At 59.8% G+C, this 16,104-nt stretch carries 15 protein-coding genes; 10 read left to right on the forward strand and 5 right to left on the reverse strand.

From position 1 onward, the window contains the following. Positions 1–37: 37 nt before the first annotated feature. From rng to tldD, 4 genes are all read left to right on the forward strand, one after another. Positions 38–1,495: a ribonuclease G gene (gene rng, locus AC3IUE_RS04320; RefSeq protein WP_033058026.1), complete on the forward strand. Its 1,458-nt coding sequence runs from the start codon at positions 38–40 to the stop codon at positions 1,493–1,495. Between the two features lie 75 nt (positions 1,496–1,570). After that, the gene (locus AC3IUE_RS04325; RefSeq protein ID WP_489265761.1) at positions 1,571–5,374 is read left to right on the forward strand and encodes a YhdP family protein; all 3,804 of its coding nucleotides are present in this window, start codon (positions 1,571–1,573) and stop codon (positions 5,372–5,374) included. Positions 5,375–5,608: 234 nt separating this feature from the next. Beyond that, positions 5,609–6,457 (forward strand): carbon-nitrogen hydrolase family protein, encoded by an 849-nt coding sequence (locus tag AC3IUE_RS04330; RefSeq protein WP_489265763.1) that lies wholly within the window; start codon positions 5,609–5,611, stop codon positions 6,455–6,457. An 18-nt stretch (positions 6,458–6,475) separates the two neighbouring features. Next, on the forward strand, positions 6,476–7,918 hold the full coding sequence (gene tldD / locus AC3IUE_RS04335) for a metalloprotease TldD (protein ID WP_461996977.1): 1,443 nt from the start codon (positions 6,476–6,478) through the stop codon (positions 7,916–7,918). Positions 7,919–7,966: 48 nt separating this feature from the next. On the opposite strand, the gene yjgA is transcribed toward tldD, so the two are convergent. Then, positions 7,967–8,491, reverse strand: a complete 525-nt coding sequence (gene yjgA / locus AC3IUE_RS04340; protein WP_033058015.1) for a ribosome biogenesis factor YjgA — start codon at positions 8,489–8,491, stop codon at positions 7,967–7,969. A gap of 108 nt (positions 8,492–8,599) precedes the next feature. On the opposite strand from yjgA, the gene pmbA reads away from it, so the two are divergent. The 6 genes from pmbA (at position 8,600) to AC3IUE_RS04370 (ending at position 13,953) form a co-directional block, all read left to right on the forward strand. Beyond that, on the forward strand, positions 8,600–9,946 hold the full coding sequence (pmbA, locus tag AC3IUE_RS04345; protein ID WP_046045848.1) for a metalloprotease PmbA: 1,347 nt from the start codon (positions 8,600–8,602) through the stop codon (positions 9,944–9,946). A 249-nt stretch (positions 9,947–10,195) separates the two neighbouring features. After that, positions 10,196–10,603 (forward strand): hypothetical protein, encoded by a 408-nt coding sequence (locus tag AC3IUE_RS04350; RefSeq protein ID WP_056742943.1) that lies wholly within the window; start codon positions 10,196–10,198, stop codon positions 10,601–10,603. Then, positions 10,584–11,960, forward strand: coding sequence for a class II fumarate hydratase (locus tag AC3IUE_RS04355; protein WP_489265766.1), 1,377 nt, complete (start codon positions 10,584–10,586; stop codon positions 11,958–11,960). The genes AC3IUE_RS04350 and AC3IUE_RS04355 overlap by 20 nt, the downstream gene beginning before the upstream one ends. Before the next feature lie 27 nt (positions 11,961–11,987). Then, complete coding sequence (locus AC3IUE_RS04360) at positions 11,988–12,416, forward strand: DUF2753 family protein (protein ID WP_056742946.1); 429 nt, start codon at positions 11,988–11,990, stop codon at positions 12,414–12,416. Between the two features lies 1 nt (position 12,417). Continuing rightward, on the forward strand, positions 12,418–13,029 hold the full coding sequence (locus AC3IUE_RS04365; RefSeq protein ID WP_489265768.1) for a superoxide dismutase: 612 nt from the start codon (positions 12,418–12,420) through the stop codon (positions 13,027–13,029). A gap of 30 nt (positions 13,030–13,059) precedes the next feature. After that, positions 13,060–13,953, forward strand: coding sequence for a ZIP family metal transporter (locus tag AC3IUE_RS04370; protein WP_489265770.1), 894 nt, complete (start codon positions 13,060–13,062; stop codon positions 13,951–13,953). Between the two features lie 171 nt (positions 13,954–14,124). On the opposite strand, the gene AC3IUE_RS04375 is transcribed toward AC3IUE_RS04370, so the two are convergent. Genes AC3IUE_RS04375 through hpf form a run of 4 tightly spaced genes read right to left on the reverse strand, consistent with a single transcriptional unit; the run spans position 14,125 to position 16,061 of the window. Beyond that, positions 14,125–14,400, reverse strand: a complete 276-nt coding sequence (locus tag AC3IUE_RS04375; RefSeq protein ID WP_033058002.1) for an HPr family phosphocarrier protein — start codon at positions 14,398–14,400, stop codon at positions 14,125–14,127. A gap of 15 nt (positions 14,401–14,415) precedes the next feature. Further along, the gene (gene rapZ / locus AC3IUE_RS04380) at positions 14,416–15,273 is read right to left on the reverse strand and encodes an RNase adapter RapZ (RefSeq protein ID WP_046052884.1); all 858 of its coding nucleotides are present in this window, start codon (positions 15,271–15,273) and stop codon (positions 14,416–14,418) included. A gap of 2 nt (positions 15,274–15,275) precedes the next feature. Continuing rightward, complete coding sequence (gene ptsN / locus AC3IUE_RS04385; protein ID WP_489265772.1) at positions 15,276–15,740, reverse strand: PTS IIA-like nitrogen regulatory protein PtsN; 465 nt, start codon at positions 15,738–15,740, stop codon at positions 15,276–15,278. Between the two features lie 12 nt (positions 15,741–15,752). After that, positions 15,753–16,061, reverse strand: coding sequence for a ribosome hibernation-promoting factor, HPF/YfiA family (gene hpf / locus AC3IUE_RS04390; protein ID WP_007941242.1), 309 nt, complete (start codon positions 16,059–16,061; stop codon positions 15,753–15,755). Positions 16,062–16,104 lie beyond the last annotated feature (43 nt).

Consider the following 16,104-nt stretch of genomic DNA (forward strand, 5'->3'; position numbering starts at 1 on the left):
GGCCATTATCGTGAACATGCCTGAACGAGACCCTGCCATGAGTGAAGAGATCCTGATCAACATCACGCCGATGGAATCGCGCGTGGCGGTGGTTGAAAACGGTGTTCTGCAAGAGGTCCACGTCGAGCGCACGCAAAAGCGCGGGATCGTCGGCAATATCTATAAAGGCAAGGTCGTGCGGGTATTGCCCGGCATGCAGGCGGCATTCGTCGACATTGGTCTGGACCGCGCCGCGTTCATTCATGCCTCGGAAATCTCCCTGCGCGAAGGTCCGGCGGTCGAGAGCATCAGCGCCCTGGTTCACGAGGGTCAGAGCCTGGTGGTGCAAGTCACCAAGGACCCGATCGGCTCAAAAGGCGCACGCCTGACGACTCAGTTGTCGATTCCATCGCGTTATCTGGTGTACATGCCGCGCACCGCGCACGTTGGCATTTCGTTGAAGATCGAAGACGAAGCCGAGCGTGAACGTCTCAAGCAAGTGGTCACCGATTGCGTGGCCAAAGAAGGCATTCAAGAGGCCGGTGGCTTCATCTTGCGTACCGCTGCCGAAGGTGCCGGTGCCGATGAAATCCTCATGGACATTCGCTACCTGCGTCGCCTCTGGGATCAGATCAACGAGCAGATCAAAACCATCAGCGCGCCGAGTGTGATCTACGAAGACCTAGGCCTGGCGCTGCGCACCTTGCGTGACCTGGTGAGCCCGAAGATCGAGAAGATCCGCATCGACTCCCGGGAAACCTTCCAGAAAACCACGCAGTTCGTTGCCGAGCTGATGCCGGAAATTGCCGATCGTCTTGAGCATTACCCTGGCGAACGGCCGATCTTCGACCTGTACGGCGTTGAAGACGAAATCCAGAAAGCGCTGGAGCGCAAAGTCCCGCTGAAATCCGGCGGTTACCTGGTGGTCGATCCGGCGGAAGCCATGAGCACCATCGACGTCAACACCGGGGCGTTCGTCGGTCATCGCAACCTCGAAGAAACCATCTTCAAGACCAACCTCGAAGCCGCGACCGCCATCGCTCGTCAGCTGCGCCTGCGCAACCTGGGCGGGATCATCATCATCGACTTCATCGACATGGAAGATGAAGAGCACCAACGTCAGGTGCTGCGCACGCTCGAGAAACAACTGGAACGCGATCACGCCAAGACCAACATCATCGGCATCACCGAGTTGGGCCTGGTGCAGATGACTCGCAAGCGCACCCGCGAAAGTCTCGAACAAGTGCTGTGCGAACCGTGCAGCAGCTGTCAGGGCCGCGGCAAGCTCAAGACGCCTGAAACCGTTTGCTACGAGATTTTCCGCGAAATCCTCCGAGAGGCTCGCGCCTATCAGGCGGAAGGCTATCGTGTATTGGCAAACCAGAAAGTGGTCGACCGTTTGCTCGATGAAGAATCGGGCAATGTCGCCGAGCTCGAAGGTTTTATCGGACGCACCATCCGGTTTCAGGTGGAAACCATGTATTCCCAGGAACAATACGACGTGGTGCTGCTCTGAATCGCTGTATTTCAACCCTGTTAGAACGGCTGGCCTCAGCTTTTTGCAGTGTTTTTGCCATGGGAGCCAACTGACATGGAACGTCTGACACGCATTTTGGCCGCACTGACCCGCTGGGGTCTGGGGCTGTGTGCGTTGGTGATGGTGTTGTTGGCGTTATACGTCAGCCTCGGCCGAGAGCTGGCCCCGCTGGTGGCCGAGTACCGTGCCGAAGTCGAAGCCAAAGCCAGCGCTGCCTTGGGTATGCCGCTGAATATCGGCGAACTGGAAGGTAACTGGAGCGGCTTTGCGCCGATCATGCTGGCTCACGACGTGATGGTCGGCGAGGGCACCAATGCCCTGCGTCTGGATCAGGTGCGCGCGGTGCCGGATCTTTGGGCCAGTCTGATGGCTCGCGAAGTGCGCATCGCTCACCTGGAACTCAGCGGGCTGAAGATCAGCCTCAAGGAAGGCGAAGACGGGACTTGGGCGCTGGAAGGTTTGCCGGTGCAGCAGGATCAGCCGCTGGATCCTGAGCAATTGCTCAATCGTATGCAGATGGTTCAGCAACTGTCGGTACTCGATAGCCAGGTCACTTTGCAGCCACTGCAAGAGCAGCCTCTGACGTTGACTTACGTCGGTCTGAATCTGAAAACCGGAGTGTCGCGTCAGCGACTCGACGTTCGTCTGACCCTGCCCGACGGTCAGCCGGTGGCCATGAGTCTGCGCACCCGTCTGCGTGCCAGCGAGTGGAAGGACGGCGAGGCCGAAGCTTATTTGAGCCTGCCGCAAAGCGACTGGTCAAAATGGTTGCCTGAGCGCCTGACCCAACAATGGAATTTCTCCGAGATCAAGGCGGGTGGCGAGCTCTGGGTGAACTGGGACAAAGGCGCCCTGCAAAGCGCCGCGATACGCTTGAATGCGCCGCAACTCAAGGGTGCCTACGCCGAGCGCAAGCCGATCCAGATCAACAATCTGGCGTTGAACGGCTATTTCCAGCGTAGTTCCGAAGGCGTTCTGGTGACCCTGGACTCCTTGGCCATGAACCTTGGCGAGACCCGCTGGGAATCGCATCTGCAACTCAAGCAAAACGAGGCGACCGACAAGACTGAAGAGCTTTGGCATCTGCAAGCCGACCGCTTCGACCTCACTCCGATCACCCCGATACTGAATGCCTTGGGGCCGCTGCCCGAAGGCGTTGCTACGGCCGTCGAGCGCCTCAAAGTGACCGGCGGCCTGCGCAACGTGCTGATCGACTTACGGCCCAATGCCACCGACGACAGCAAGTTCAGCTTTGCCGCCAACCTGGATCGGGTCGGCTTCGATGCCTATCACGGCGCTCCGGCGGCGCGAAATGTCAGTGGCAGCATCAGCGGTGATCTGGGTGGTGGCGAGCTGCGCATGGACAGCAAGGATTTTTCCCTGCACCTGGACCCGATCTTCGCCAAGCCATGGCAGTACATTCAGGCCAATGCCCGACTGACCTGGAAACTCGATAAAGACGCTTTCACCTTGATCGCGCCGTACCTGAAGGTGCTGGGCGAGGAGGGCAAGATTGCCGGCGACTTCCTGATCCGCCTGCATTTCGACCACACCCAGGAAGACTACATGGACCTGCGGGTCGGTCTGGTGGACGGCGACGGGCGCTACACCGCCAAGTACTTGCCGGCCATGCTCAGCCCGGGACTGGACGAATGGCTGCGTACGGCGATTCTCAAAGGTGCGGTGGACGAAGGCTTCTTCCAGTACCAGGGTTCGCTGAACCACGGGGCCGCCGAGACTGCCCGCAGCATCAGTCTGTTCTTCAAGGTTCACGATGCCGAACTGGCCTTCCAGCCAGGCTGGCCACATGTCAGCAAGGTCACGGGTGACGTGTTTGTTGAAGACAGCGGTGTGCGGATATTGGCCAGCAAGGGGCAGTTGCTCGATACCCAGGTCAGCGACGTTTACGTCAATATTCCTCATGTGCCAGCGGGGCAAAGCGTCCATTTGTTCCTCGACGGAGGATTCGCTGGCGGGTTGGGCGATGGCCTGAAGATTCTTCAGGAAGCGCCGATCGGCACCGCAGCGACCTTTGCCGGTTGGGAAGGCGAAGGCGATCTGCAAGGCAAACTGAAACTGGATATTCCGCTGGTCAAAGGCGAGCAGCCGAAGATCCTCGTCGACTTCAAGACCGCCAAGGCCCGTCTGAAACTGGCCGAACCAACCCTGGAGCTGACTCAGCTCAAGGGCGATTTCCGTTTCGACAGCACCAAGGGTTTGAGCGGGCAAAACATCACCGCGCGCGCTTTTGATAAACCCGTCACCGCACAGATTTTCGCCGATGGCGGCCCCGGCAACCTCAAGACTCGCGTCGCCGCCTCGGGCCAGGTCGAGGTCAAGAAACTGACTGACTGGCTGAGTGTGACTCAGCCGTTGCCAGTGTCCGGTGTGATCCCTTATCAGCTGCAATTGAACCTTGATGGGGCCGACAGTCAATTGGCGGTCAGCTCCAACCTCAAGGGCGTAGCAATCGATTTACCGGCGCCGTTCGGCATGGCGGCCGACGTCGGCCGTGACACCACGTTCCGCATGACCCTGCAGGGGGCGGAGCGGCGCTACTGGGTCAATTACGGTGAGCTGGCTAACTTCACGTTTGCGGCACCGCCCGGCAATTTTGCCGACGGTCGTGGCGAGTTGTTCCTGGGTGGCGGTAATGCCGTGCTACCCGGCGCCAAAGGCCTGCGGGTGCGCGGCGTGCTATCGGAACTGGACGTCGGCCCCTGGAAGGACCTGGTAGACAAGTACGCCGGCCAGGATCCGGGCGGCAACGCCAAACAGTTGCTCAGCAGTGCGGATTTCAAGATTGGAACGCTCAGCGGTGTCGGCACTACGCTCGATCAGGCTTCCGTACAGTTGAACCGCAAACCTGCCGCGTGGGCTTTGCAACTCGACAGTCAGCAAGTGAAGGGCAGTGCCAGCATCCCCGATGCGAAAGCCGCGCCGATTGCGATCAATCTGCAATACGTGCGTTTACCGGCGCCAGACCCGAAGGTCCTGGCCGACGAAAACTCGCCCGATCCGCTGGCCTCGGTGGATCCGACGAAGATCCCGGCACTGGATATCACCATCAATCAGCTGTTTCAGGGCCAAGACCTCGTCGGGGCCTGGTATCTGAAAGTCCGTCCGACCGCCAAGGGCATTGCGTTTACCACGCTGGATCTGGGCCTCAAGGGCATTCTCCTGCAGGGCAGCGGCGGTTGGGACGGTGTGCCCGGTTCCAGCAGCAGTTGGTACAAGGGCCGGATCAGCGGCAAGAATCTCGCCGATGTACTGAAGGGCTGGGGCTTTGCACCGAGTGTCACCAGTGAAGATTTTCATATGGATGTCGATGGTCGCTGGCCCGGTTCGCCGGCCTGGCTGGCCACCAAGCGCTTCTCTGGAACCCTTGATGCTTCGCTGAATAAAGGCCAGTTTGTTGAAGTTGAGGGCAGCGCCCAGGCGTTGCGCGTGTTTGGCTTGCTGAACTTCAACTCCATCGGCCGTCGGCTGCGTCTGGACTTCTCCGACCTGTTCGGCAAAGGCTTGAGTTACGACCGGGTCAAAGGCCTGCTGGTCGGGACCAACGGCGTATATGTGACGCGTGAGCCGATCCGGCTGACCGGTCCGTCGAGCAATATCGAACTCAACGGGACGCTGGACCTGGTGGGCGATAAGGTCGATGCCAAGTTGCTGGTGACGTTGCCTGTGACCAACAACCTGCCGATTGCCGCGCTGATCGTCGGTGCACCGGCTATCGGCGGCGCGCTGTTCCTGATCGATAAGCTCATCGGTGACCGTGTGGCGCGTTTCGCCAGCGTCCAATACACCGTCAAGGGGCCGTGGAAAGAGCCGAAAATCACCTTCGACAAGCCTTTTTGACTTTCTTTTTGAAAAGCCACGCCCGGGGCCGATGGAGTAGCATGACCAAACATAGCGGCGCAGGTCCCCTGTAGCAGCTGGCGAAGCCTGCGTCCGGCTGCGCAGCAGTCGTAAAATCAGACACCGCGGTCTTTCATGTAAACCGTGTATCCCGGATTTACGACTGCTGCGCAGCCGGACGCAGCCTTCGGCAGCTGCTACAGGTCGGTGTACAGATTTCAAAAAGGAAAGGCCATGTCTGTAGCGGTGATTCAAATGGTCAGCCAGAGCGATGTGCTGGCCAATCTGGCCCAGGCCCGTCTGCTGCTCGAGCAAGCGGCGACCAGTGGTGCGCAGCTTGCCGTACTGCCGGAAAACTTCGCCGCCATGGGCCGTCGCGACATTGCCGACATCGGTCGCGCCGAGGCGTTGGGCGAAGGCCCGATCCTGCCATGGTTGAAACAGACCGCCCGCGACCTCAAGTTATGGATAGTGGCCGGCACGTTGCCGTTGCCGCCGGTGGATCAACCGACGGCCAAAGTGCATGCCTGCTCGCTGCTGGTGGATGACCGCGGCGAAACCGTTGCACGGTATGACAAGTTGCACCTCTTCGACGTCGATGTGGCGGACAATCGCGGGCGTTATCGCGAATCCGATGACTATGCTTATGGCAGTGGGGTTGTCGTGGCGGACACGCCCGTCGGTCGAGTCGGGCTGACAGTGTGTTACGACCTGCGCTTCCCGGAGCTGTACAGCGAATTACGCGCTGCCGGTGCGGAGTTGATTACCGCGCCGTCGGCCTTTACCGCGGTGACCGGCGCGGCGCATTGGGAGGTATTGATTCGCGCGCGGGCCATCGAAACTCAATGTTATGTGCTCGCGGCTGCCCAGGGTGGGACGCATCCGGGGCCACGGGAAACCTATGGCCATGCCGCGATTGTCGACCCGTGGGGACGTGTGCTGGCGCAACAGGATCAAGGCGAGGCCGTGCTGCTGGCCGAACGCGATAGCAGCGAACAGGCGTCCATCAGGGCGCGGATGCCGGTGTCCAGTCACCGGCGCTTTTTCTCGCAGGGCGCCCGGCGACCTGCCTCAGAACGATGAATTTAAGGCGTAAAGCATATGAGCGAGTTGTTGTCCTCAGTCAGTGAACACCTCCTGGCGCCCGGCGGCGTAACGATCGAGAGCCTGCAAGGTGTGCTCGGCGATCTGGCCGGCCCGGGCATCGATGCCGCCGACCTGTATTTCCAGGGGCAGATTTCCGAGTCCTGGGCGCTGGAAGACGGGATCGTCAAGGAAGGCAGCTTCAACCTCGACCAAGGTGTCGGCGTGCGCGCGCAATCGGGTGAGAAAACCGGTTTTGCCTACAGCAATGCCATTACCCTCGAAGCCCTCGGCGCCGCGGCCCGTGCCGCACGTTCGATCTCCCGCGCCGGTCAGAACGGCACGGTGCAAGCGTTCACGACTCAGGATGTCGCCCAGTTGTACGGGCCGGACAATCCGTTGGAAGTGATGACCCGTGCCGAGAAGGTCGAACTGCTCAAGCGTATCGACGTTGCGACTCGCGCCCTCGACCCGCGTATCCAGCAAGTCACCGTGAGCATGGCTGGCGTCTGGGAGCGAATCCTCGTCGCTTCCACCGACGGCGGCCTGGCAGCCGATGTACGGCCGTTGGTGCGCTTTAACGTCAGCGTGATCGTCGAGCAGAACGGTCGCCGTGAGCGTGGCGGTCATGGCGGTGGCGGTCGTACCGATTACCGTTATTTCCTCAGCGATGACCGTGCCATGAGCTACGCCCGTGAAGCGCTGCGTCAGGCGTTGGTGAATCTGGAAGCCATTCCTGCTCCGGCCGGTACGTTGCCGGTGGTGCTGGGTTCGGGCTGGTCCGGTGTGTTGCTGCACGAAGCGGTCGGCCACGGTCTGGAAGGCGACTTCAACCGCAAGGGCAGTTCGGCCTACAGCGGGCGCATGGGCCAGATGGTTGCGTCCAAGCTTTGCACCATCGTCGATGACGGCACGCTGGCCGGTCGTCGCGGTTCCCTGAGCGTCGATGATGAAGGCACCCCGACCGAGTGCACGACGCTGATCGAAAACGGCGTACTCAAAGGCTACATGCAGGACAAACTCAACGCCCGTCTGATGGGCGTGGCCCGTACCGGTAACGGTCGTCGCGAATCCTATGCGCACCTGCCGATGCCGCGCATGACCAACACCTACATGCTGGCGGGCGAAAGCGACCCGGCAGAAATCATCGCCTCGGTGAAGCGCGGTATTTACTGCGCCAACCTCGGCGGTGGTCAGGTGGACATCACCAGCGGCAAATTCGTGTTCTCCACCAGCGAGGCGTACCTGATCGAAGACGGCAAAATCACGGCCCCGGTCAAAGGCGCGACGTTGATCGGCAACGGGCCGGAGGCCATGAGCAAGGTGTCGATGGTCGGTAACGATCTGGCGCTGGACAGCGGCGTGGGGACGTGTGGCAAGGATGGGCAGTCGGTGCCGGTGGGTGTCGGCCAGCCAACGCTGAAAATCGATGCGATCACTGTGGGTGGCACAGGATCGTAAAGGATGGAGCTTCGGGTGAGTTGCGAGGCAACTCACCCGATTCGGGACTTAACGCAGACCGCGTTGAGTCTCGTCCAGCTCACGGATGTACTTGAAGATTTTACGGCTCGATGCCGGTGGCTTGTTGGTCGCCAGTTCGTGCTGGGCCTGACGGATCAGGGAGCGCAATTGCTGACGATCAGCCTCCGGGTAGTCGACCACGAACTTCTCCAGGACCGCATCGTCGCCCGCGATCAAGCGATCGCGCCAGCGTTCCAGGCCATGGAAACGTTCGTTGTACTGCCGAGTGGAGGCATCGAGTTGATCGAGCAGAGTCAGAATGGCGTCAGTGTCCTGATCGCGCATCAGTTTGCCGATGAACATAAGGTGCCGTTTACGCGCGATATTCGCGGTGTGCTTGGGCGCATCGGCCAGGGCCCGGCGCATAGCGTCGGTCAACGGCAGTTTTGCCAGCAAGTCAGGCTTGAGTGTTGTAAGGCGCTCGCCAAGGTCAACCAGAGCATGAAGCTCGCGTTTAACCTGGGATTTGCTTTTTTCTCCCGTATCGAGGGAGTCGTCGTAAGAATCAACCATGGTGGCCGTCCGCAAAGAAACGCCGCCATGATAACCAGTCGGGGGCCGCTTGTCCGGCCCGGTCGCTCGAAGGCCCCAGCCGAAAGCAGAATTTGAGTGGAGAACAGCATGAGTGCAGTTGAAAGCGTCGGCCCACAAGCGTTGCCGGCACTGCAAGAACAAGTCGAGCAGATCATCGCTGAAGCCAAGCGCCAGGGTGCCAGTGCCTGTGAAGTGGCGGTGTCCCTGGAGCAGGGCCTGTCCACCTCGGTGCGTCAGCGTGAAGTCGAAACCGTCGAATTCAACCGCGATCAGGGCTTCGGCATCACCTTGTACGTTGGCCAGCGCAAAGGCTCGGCCAGCACGTCCGCCAGCGGTCCTGAAGCCATTCGCGAAACCGTCGCTGCGGCGCTGGCCATCGCCAAACACACCTCTGAAGACGAAGCCTCGGGTCTGGCGGATGCGGCGCTGATGGCCAAGGATCTGCAGGATTTCGACCTGTTCCACCAATGGGACATCACTCCGGAGCAAGCCATCGAGCAGGCCCTGGCCTGTGAAGCGGCGGCGTTTGCCACCGACAGCCGGATCAAGAACGCCGACGGCACCACCCTCAGCACCCATCAGGGCTGCCGTGTTTACGGCAACAGCCACGGTTTTATCGGTGGTTACGCGTCGACCCGGCACAGCCTGAGCTGCGTGATGATCGCCGAGGCCGACGGCCAGATGCAGCGCGATTACTGGTACGACGTGAACCGTCAGGGCAATTTGCTGGCCTCTCCGGAGAGCATCGGCCAGCGTGCCGCGCAACGGGCGGCGAGTCGTTTGGGCGCGCGTCCGGTGCCGACCTGCGAAGTGCCGGTGCTGTTTTCCGCGGAACTGGCCGGTGGTTTGTTCGGCAGTTTCCTTTCGGCGATTTCCGGCGGCAGCCTGTATCGCAAATCCTCGTTCCTTGAAGGCACCCTGGGGCAGAAACTGTTCCCGGAATGGCTGACCATTGATGAGCGTCCGCACCTGATGCGCGCCATGGGCAGTTCGGCGTTCGATGGCGATGGTCTGGCCACTTACGCCAAACCGTTCGTCGAAAAAGGCGAGTTGGTCTCGTACATTCTCGGCACGTACTCGGGCCGTAAACTCGGGATGCCGAGCACTGCCAACGCTGGTGGCGTGCACAACCTGTTCGTCACCCATGGCGACGAAGACCAGGCGGCCTTGCTGCGCCGCATGGGTCGTGGCCTGCTGGTGACTGAATTGATGGGTCAGGGCCTGAACATGGTCACCGGCGATTACTCCCGTGGCGCGGCGGGTTACTGGGTCGAGAATGGCGAAATCCAGTTTGCGGTCCAGGAAGTGACCATCGCCGGCAACATGCGTGACATGTTCAAACAGATCGTTGCGGTCGGTAATGACCTGGAACTGCGCAGCAACATTCGTACAGGTTCGGTGCTGATCGAGCGGATGACGGTCGCGGGTAGCTAAACCCCGGCAGCTGTACAAAAAAAGGCGCGCCACCCACTGGGTGGCGCGCCTTTTTTTCGAGTCTAACGCGGTCCCCTGTGGGAGCGAGCCTGCTCGCGAAGACGTCGTGTCAGTCGAAATAAATGTTGGATGTAAATCCGCCTTCGCGAGCAGGCTCGCTCCCACAATAGTTCTTGCACACTCCGCTGGGGTTGTTTTGGTTCTCATTATCATCTAATAATAAATCTCATTACCGAATGAGCCCGGATCATGAGTTCTGCCTTGCACGAGCAGCCTTACCTCGAAAGCTGGCGCTGGATGAGTCGCCAGATCCGTTGCGCGATGGCCCCCGATGAGCCTCGCCTGATCGAACATTACCTGGCCGAAGGTCGGTATCTCGCCTGTTGCACGGCAACCTCTCCCTGGACCATCGCCGAAACTTCTTTCCGTCTGTTGCTCGACACCGCCGCCGATGTCGCGCTGCCCTGGCACTGGCGCACCTACTGCCTGGACCAGGCCTGGCGCCCATTGCGCGAACTCGAACGCCTCTCTCTGTGCAAATGCCGCCTCAAGCGCTGGCAAAGCTACACCTGGCAACTGGCGACCTGCGAGTTGCAGCCCTCGATTCCTCTCATAGAACTGGTGCAAGGATTTTCTGATGAACAAGACTCGTATTGAGCGCGACAGCATGGGTGAGCTTCAAGTCCCAGTGGACGCCCTCTACGGCGCACAGACTCAACGAGCAGTGGATAACTTCCCCATCAGCGGCAAACCGATGCCCGTGCAGTTCATTCGCGCGCTGATCCTGGCCAAGGCCGCCGCTGCCCGAGCCAACATCGAGCTCGAACAAATCAGCGAATCCCAGGGCACAGCCATTGTCGATGCGGCGGTGGGTCTGCTCCAAAGCGACTTCATGCAGCATTTTCCGGTGGATATCTTCCAGACCGGTTCCGGCACCAGTTCGAACATGAACGCCAACGAAGTGATCGCCACCTTGGCCAGCCGCCTGCTCGGCGAGCCGGTGAACCCCAACGATCACGTCAATTGCGGCCAAAGCAGCAACGACATCATCCCGACCACCATCCACGTCAGTGTGGCGTTGGCGTTGCACGAGCAATTGTTGCCGGCGCTGGTGCGTCTGGTTCAGGTGATCGAACGCAAGGCCGAAGAGGTTCATCACCACGTCAAAACCGGTCGCACTCACTTGATGGACGCCATGCCGGTGCGCATGAGCCAGGTGCTCAACGGTTGGGCGCAGCAGCTCAAGGCCAACATCGGTCATCTGCAGGATCTGCTGCCGAGTCTGCAATCCCTGGCTCAGGGCGGCACGGCAGTGGGCACCGGAATCAACGCCCATCCGCAATTCGCGGCGCGTTTCAGTGAGCAGATGAGCAAGCTGACCCAAGTGCAATTCAAACCGGGCGAGGATCTGTTTGCGCTGATCGGCTCTCAGGACACGGCGGTCAGTGTTTCCGGCCAGCTCAAGGCCACGGCCGTTTCGCTGATGAAAATCGCCAACGACCTGCGCTGGATGAACTCCGGCCCGCTGGCCGGTCTTGGTGAAATCGAACTCGAAGCCTTGCAGCCGGGTTCTTCGATCATGCCTGGCAAGGTCAACCCGGTGATCCCGGAAGCGACCGCCATGGTCGCCGCTCAGGTCATCGGCAATGACACGGTTATCACTATCGCCGGTCAGTCGGGCAATTTTGAGCTGAATGTGATGCTGCCGATCATCGCCCAGAACCTGCTGAGCAGCATCGAGTTGCTGGCCAACTCCAGCCTTCTGCTGGGTGAAAAGGCCATCGCCAGCTTCAAGGTCAACGAAGCCAGGCTTAAGGAAGTGCTGTCGCGTAACCCGATCCTTGTCACCGCACTCAACCCGATCATTGGTTACCAAAAAGCCGCGGAGATCGCCAAGAAGGCCTATCAACAGGGCCGTCCGGTGATCGATGTCGCTCTCGAACACACCGACCTGACCCGCAGCCAGCTTGAGGTTTTGCTGGACCCGGAAAAACTCACCGCAGGCGGCGTGTAACCACCTCAACCGCTTTGGAGGCTCACCATGGAACACTGGAAACGCACGATCGAACGGGCAAATCGTTGTTTCATGCTGGGCGAATACGTCGATGCCCGCGAGGCTTACTTGCAGGCATTGGCCCTGGCCCAGGTGTTGTTCGAGCGCTGGGCGGATGCCGACGAAGCGGTGGCGGCCTGCGTGATTTCCCACCACAACCTGGCGGATCTGCATTTGCGTCTGAACCAGCCTGAGGAGAGCGCCGAGTACCTGTGCGCCATCCATCAGCGATTGTTGCAGACCATGCAGGACCCACGACTGGCGCCGGCCCTGCGTGAAGCAGCGTTGCGCCAGAGCAGCAAGACCTACGTCGAGCTGCTGAATTTCATCAGCGAACACGGCGAATATCCGCGCACCCATCGTCTGCTGCACATCGATGCCGCCTCGCCTGCGCCCCTACATCATGGAGTTCATTGAAATGGCTTTTACCTTGCCTGCCTTGCCCTACGCCTACGACGCCCTGGAACCGCACATCGATGCGCAGACCATGGAAATCCACTACACCAAGCACCACCAGACCTATATCAACAACCTCAACGCTGCGGTGGAAGGCACCGAGTTTGCCGAGTGGCCGGTGGAGAAACTGGTGTCAGCTGTCCAGCAACTGCCGGAGAAGCTGCGCGCGGCGGTGATCAATCAGGGCGGCGGGCATGCCAACCATTCGCTGTTCTGGGAAGTGATGGCCCCCAACGGCGGCGGCAATCCTGACGGCTCCTTGGCTGAGGCGATCGATGAGCAACTGGGCGGCCTGAGCAGTTTCAAGGAAGCCTTCACCAAAGCCGCGCTGACTCGTTTCGGCAGCGGCTGGGCGTGGCTCAGTGTGACGCCGCAAAAGACGCTGGTCGTTGAAAGCAGCGGCAATCAGGACAGTCCATTGATGAACGGCAATACGCCAATCCTCGGCCTGGATGTCTGGGAGCACGCGTATTACCTGCAATACCAGAACCGTCGCCCGGAATACATCAACGCGTTTTACAACGTGATCAATTGGCCTGAAGTCGCTACGCGCTATCAGGCTGCACTGGTTTAAGACTTCTGCAAAAACAATCCAAGGCTGGCTATGGGCACTGAAACACTGGCGATCGGAAGTGGACGAGTGTTTCGTTACGCATTCGGATCGCTGTTACTGCTGGCAGGCATGACGTTATTGGTTGCCCAAGGCTTGGCGTGGCTGGACCTCGAGCCGAAACTGCTGCGCGCGCTGCAAGGCGGGGCGATCTGCGCTCTGGGCACAGCGTTGGGTGCGGTGCCCGTGCTGGTGATTCGACGGATGCCTCAGGCGGTCAGCGATACGCTGCTCGGCTTCGGGGCTGGGGTGATGCTCGCGGCGACAGCGTTTTCGTTGATCGTTCCGGGGATCTCTGCCGCTGAATACCTGGGGCTGACGCCTTGGGCGGCCAGCGGACTGATCAGTTTCGGCATCATGCTGGGTGCGTTCGGATTGTTCCTGGTTGATCGCAAGGTGTCAGGTGCGTCGCCGGAAATGCTCGTAGGCACGCTGGAGCGAGCGGTCATCCCGCCGCGGATCTGGTTGTTTGTGTTTGCGATCATTGCCCACAACATCCCCGAAGGCATGGCGGTCGGTGTGTCGGCGGGGGGTGGCATGCCCGACGCCGATAGCCTGGCCATGGGCATTGCCTTGCAGGATGTGCCGGAAGGTCTGGTGATCGCGCTGGTATTGGCCGGGGCAGGGATGTCGCGGGTCAAGGCGTTCCTGATGGGTGCTGCGTCAGGTCTGGTCGAGCCGGTCTTCGCGTTGTTGTGCGCCTGGCTAGTGAGCCTGGCCGAATTGTTGTTGCCCTTGGGGTTGGCGCTGGCGGCCGGGGCAATGTTGCTGGTGGTCACCCATGAAGTCATTCCCGAGTCGCGCCGCAATGGTCACGACAAGCTTGCAAGTCTTGGGTTGCTGATCGGGTTTTGCTTGATGATGGTGATGGATACAGCGTTGGCTTAACGGCTGAACACGATCTTTGTAGCAGCTGGCGAAGCCTGCGTTCGGCTGCGTTCGGCTGCGTAGCAGTCGTGAACCCTGCTCACACGGTCTGCCTGACATACCGCAGAGCCCAATTTTACGACTGCTACGCAGCCGAACGCAGCCTTCGGCAGCTGCTACAGGGGCGAGTTGTTATTCGCCTTCGCCGAAGTAGTCATTGATCAAATTCACCAATGCCTGCAGCGCCTCATCAGCCTGTTCACCTTCGGTGCTCAGGTGGATTTTGGTGCCCTTGCCCGCAGCGAGCATCATCATTGCCATGATGCTTTTTCCGTCGACCGTGGATTCCGGCGTGCGTCCTACTCTGATCGTGCAATCCTTGAACTCACCGGCGACGCCAACGAATTTTGCAGAAGCGCGGGCATGCAGGCCCAGCTTGTTGATGATTTCAATTTCCAGAGCAGGCATCGCGGTGTGAATCCTTTAGCTGAGGTCGCGGTGGCGAACCTGGACGTTCTTCAGGGATTTTTGCAGGGCCTGGCCCAGACGTTCGGTCAGGTAGACGGAGCGGTGATGGCCGCCGGTGCAACCAATGGCAATGGTGACATAAGCGCGGTTGCTGGCGGCAAAGCGTGGTAGCCACTTGAACAAGTAGGTGGATATGTCCTGGAACATCTCTTCGACGTCCGGCTGTGCCGCCAGGTACTCGGCAACCGGTTGGTCGAGCCCGGACTGATCGCGCAACTCTGGCTTCCAGTAAGGGTTCGGCAGGCAGCGCACGTCGAACACCAGATCAGCGTCCACCGGCATGCCACGCTTGAAGCCGAAAGACTCCACCAGGAACGCCGTACCGGGTTCCGGCTGGTTCAGCAGGCGCAGCTTGATGGTGTCTCGCAGCTGATACAGGTTCAGGTTGGTGGTGTTTACTTTGAGATCGGCGAGGTCGGCAATCGGCCCGAGCAGGGCGGTCTCATCGTCGATGGCTTCGGCCAGCGAGCGATTGGCATTGCTTAGCGGGTGACGACGGCGGGTTTCCGAGAAACGTTTAAGCAAGGTTTCTTCGTCGGCGTCCAGATAAAGCACATCACACTGGATATGCCGGCTGCGCACTTCTTCCAGTAGTTCGGGAAACCGCGACAGGTGACTCGGCAAGTTGCGCGCATCGATGGATACGGCAACCAGCGGTTGTGCCAGTTCGGTGTGAATCAACGCGCGTTCGGCCAGTTCCGGCAGCAGGCCGGCGGGCAGGTTGTCGATGCAGTAGTAGCCGTTGTCCTCGAGAACATCGAGTGCGGTACTTTTACCTGAGCCGGAGCGGCCACTGACGATGATCAAGCGCATGATTAATGACCGTTTTGCTCGTCCAGGACAACCTGATACAAGGCTTCATTGCTCGGGGCGCTGCGCAGTTTTTCGCGCACTTCCTTGCGGTCGAGCATGCTGGCGATCTGGCGCAGTAACTCCAGGTGCGCATCGGTAGCGGCTTCCGGGACCAGCAGAATGAACAGCAGGTCAACCGGGGCACCGTCGATGGCGTCGAAATCAATGGGTGCATCAAGGTGCATCAGGGCGCTGATGGGCGAGGTGCAGCCCTTCAGGCGGCAGTGGGGAATGGCGATGCCGTTGCCAAAACCGGTTGAGCCGAGTTTTTCACGGGCAATCAGAGCCTCGAAGACATCTTGCATCTCCAGATCCGGCACTTCTTTGTGGATAAGGTTGGCAATTTGCTCAAGGGCTTTCTTTTTACTGCCGCCCGGCACGTTCACGAGGGAACGGCCGGGGGTCAGGATGCTTTCAAGTCGGATCATGGGTTGGGAGTGTTAACGACCGGTCGCGCCCTGGAGGAGGCTTTGGGTCTTTTCCTTATGCTTTTTGAGTTGTTTATCCAGCTTGTCGGTCAGTGCGTCGATCGCCGCGTACATATCGGTATGCTCCGCGTTTGCGACCACTTCATTGCCGGGAATATGCAGCGTGGCTTCGATTTTCTGCTTGAGCTTTTCGACCGTCATCGTGACTTGCACGTTGGTGATTTTGTCGAAATGCCTCTCTAATCGTTCGAGTTTTTCGCCGATGTAGGTGCGAAGAGGTTCGGTCACTTCCAGTTGGTGTCCACTGATGTTGACTTGCATACAGCTTCTCCTTCGTTGCCAGTGCATAAAGCGGCAGGCAGAA

The sequence above is a fragment of the Pseudomonas sp. GL_093 genome (assembly GCF_057837605.1).

Bases quoted from the DNA above. Each gene is read 5' to 3' on its own strand.
- rng (WP_033058026.1), top strand. From the start codon at position 38: ATGAGTGAAGAGATCCTGATCAACATCACGCCGATGGAATCGCGCGTG.
- AC3IUE_RS04325 (WP_489265761.1), top strand. From the start codon at position 1,571: ATGGAACGTCTGACACGCATTTTGGCCGCACTGACCCGCTGGGGTCTG.
- AC3IUE_RS04330 (WP_489265763.1), top strand. From the start codon at position 5,609: ATGTCTGTAGCGGTGATTCAAATGGTCAGCCAGAGCGATGTGCTGGCC.
- tldD (WP_461996977.1), top strand. From the start codon at position 6,476: ATGAGCGAGTTGTTGTCCTCAGTCAGTGAACACCTCCTGGCGCCCGGC.
- yjgA (WP_033058015.1), bottom strand. From the start codon at position 8,491: ATGGTTGATTCTTACGACGACTCCCTCGATACGGGAGAAAAAAGCAAA.
- pmbA (WP_046045848.1), top strand. From the start codon at position 8,600: ATGAGTGCAGTTGAAAGCGTCGGCCCACAAGCGTTGCCGGCACTGCAA.
- AC3IUE_RS04350 (WP_056742943.1), top strand. From the start codon at position 10,196: ATGAGTTCTGCCTTGCACGAGCAGCCTTACCTCGAAAGCTGGCGCTGG.
- AC3IUE_RS04355 (WP_489265766.1), top strand. From the start codon at position 10,584: ATGAACAAGACTCGTATTGAGCGCGACAGCATGGGTGAGCTTCAAGTC.
- AC3IUE_RS04360 (WP_056742946.1), top strand. From the start codon at position 11,988: ATGGAACACTGGAAACGCACGATCGAACGGGCAAATCGTTGTTTCATG.
- AC3IUE_RS04365 (WP_489265768.1), top strand. From the start codon at position 12,418: ATGGCTTTTACCTTGCCTGCCTTGCCCTACGCCTACGACGCCCTGGAA.
- AC3IUE_RS04370 (WP_489265770.1), top strand. From the start codon at position 13,060: ATGGGCACTGAAACACTGGCGATCGGAAGTGGACGAGTGTTTCGTTAC.
- AC3IUE_RS04375 (WP_033058002.1), bottom strand. From the start codon at position 14,400: ATGCCTGCTCTGGAAATTGAAATCATCAACAAGCTGGGCCTGCATGCC.
- rapZ (WP_046052884.1), bottom strand. From the start codon at position 15,273: ATGCGCTTGATCATCGTCAGTGGCCGCTCCGGCTCAGGTAAAAGTACC.
- ptsN (WP_489265772.1), bottom strand. From the start codon at position 15,740: ATGATCCGACTTGAAAGCATCCTGACCCCCGGCCGTTCCCTCGTGAAC.
- hpf (WP_007941242.1), bottom strand. From the start codon at position 16,061: ATGCAAGTCAACATCAGTGGACACCAACTGGAAGTGACCGAACCTCTT.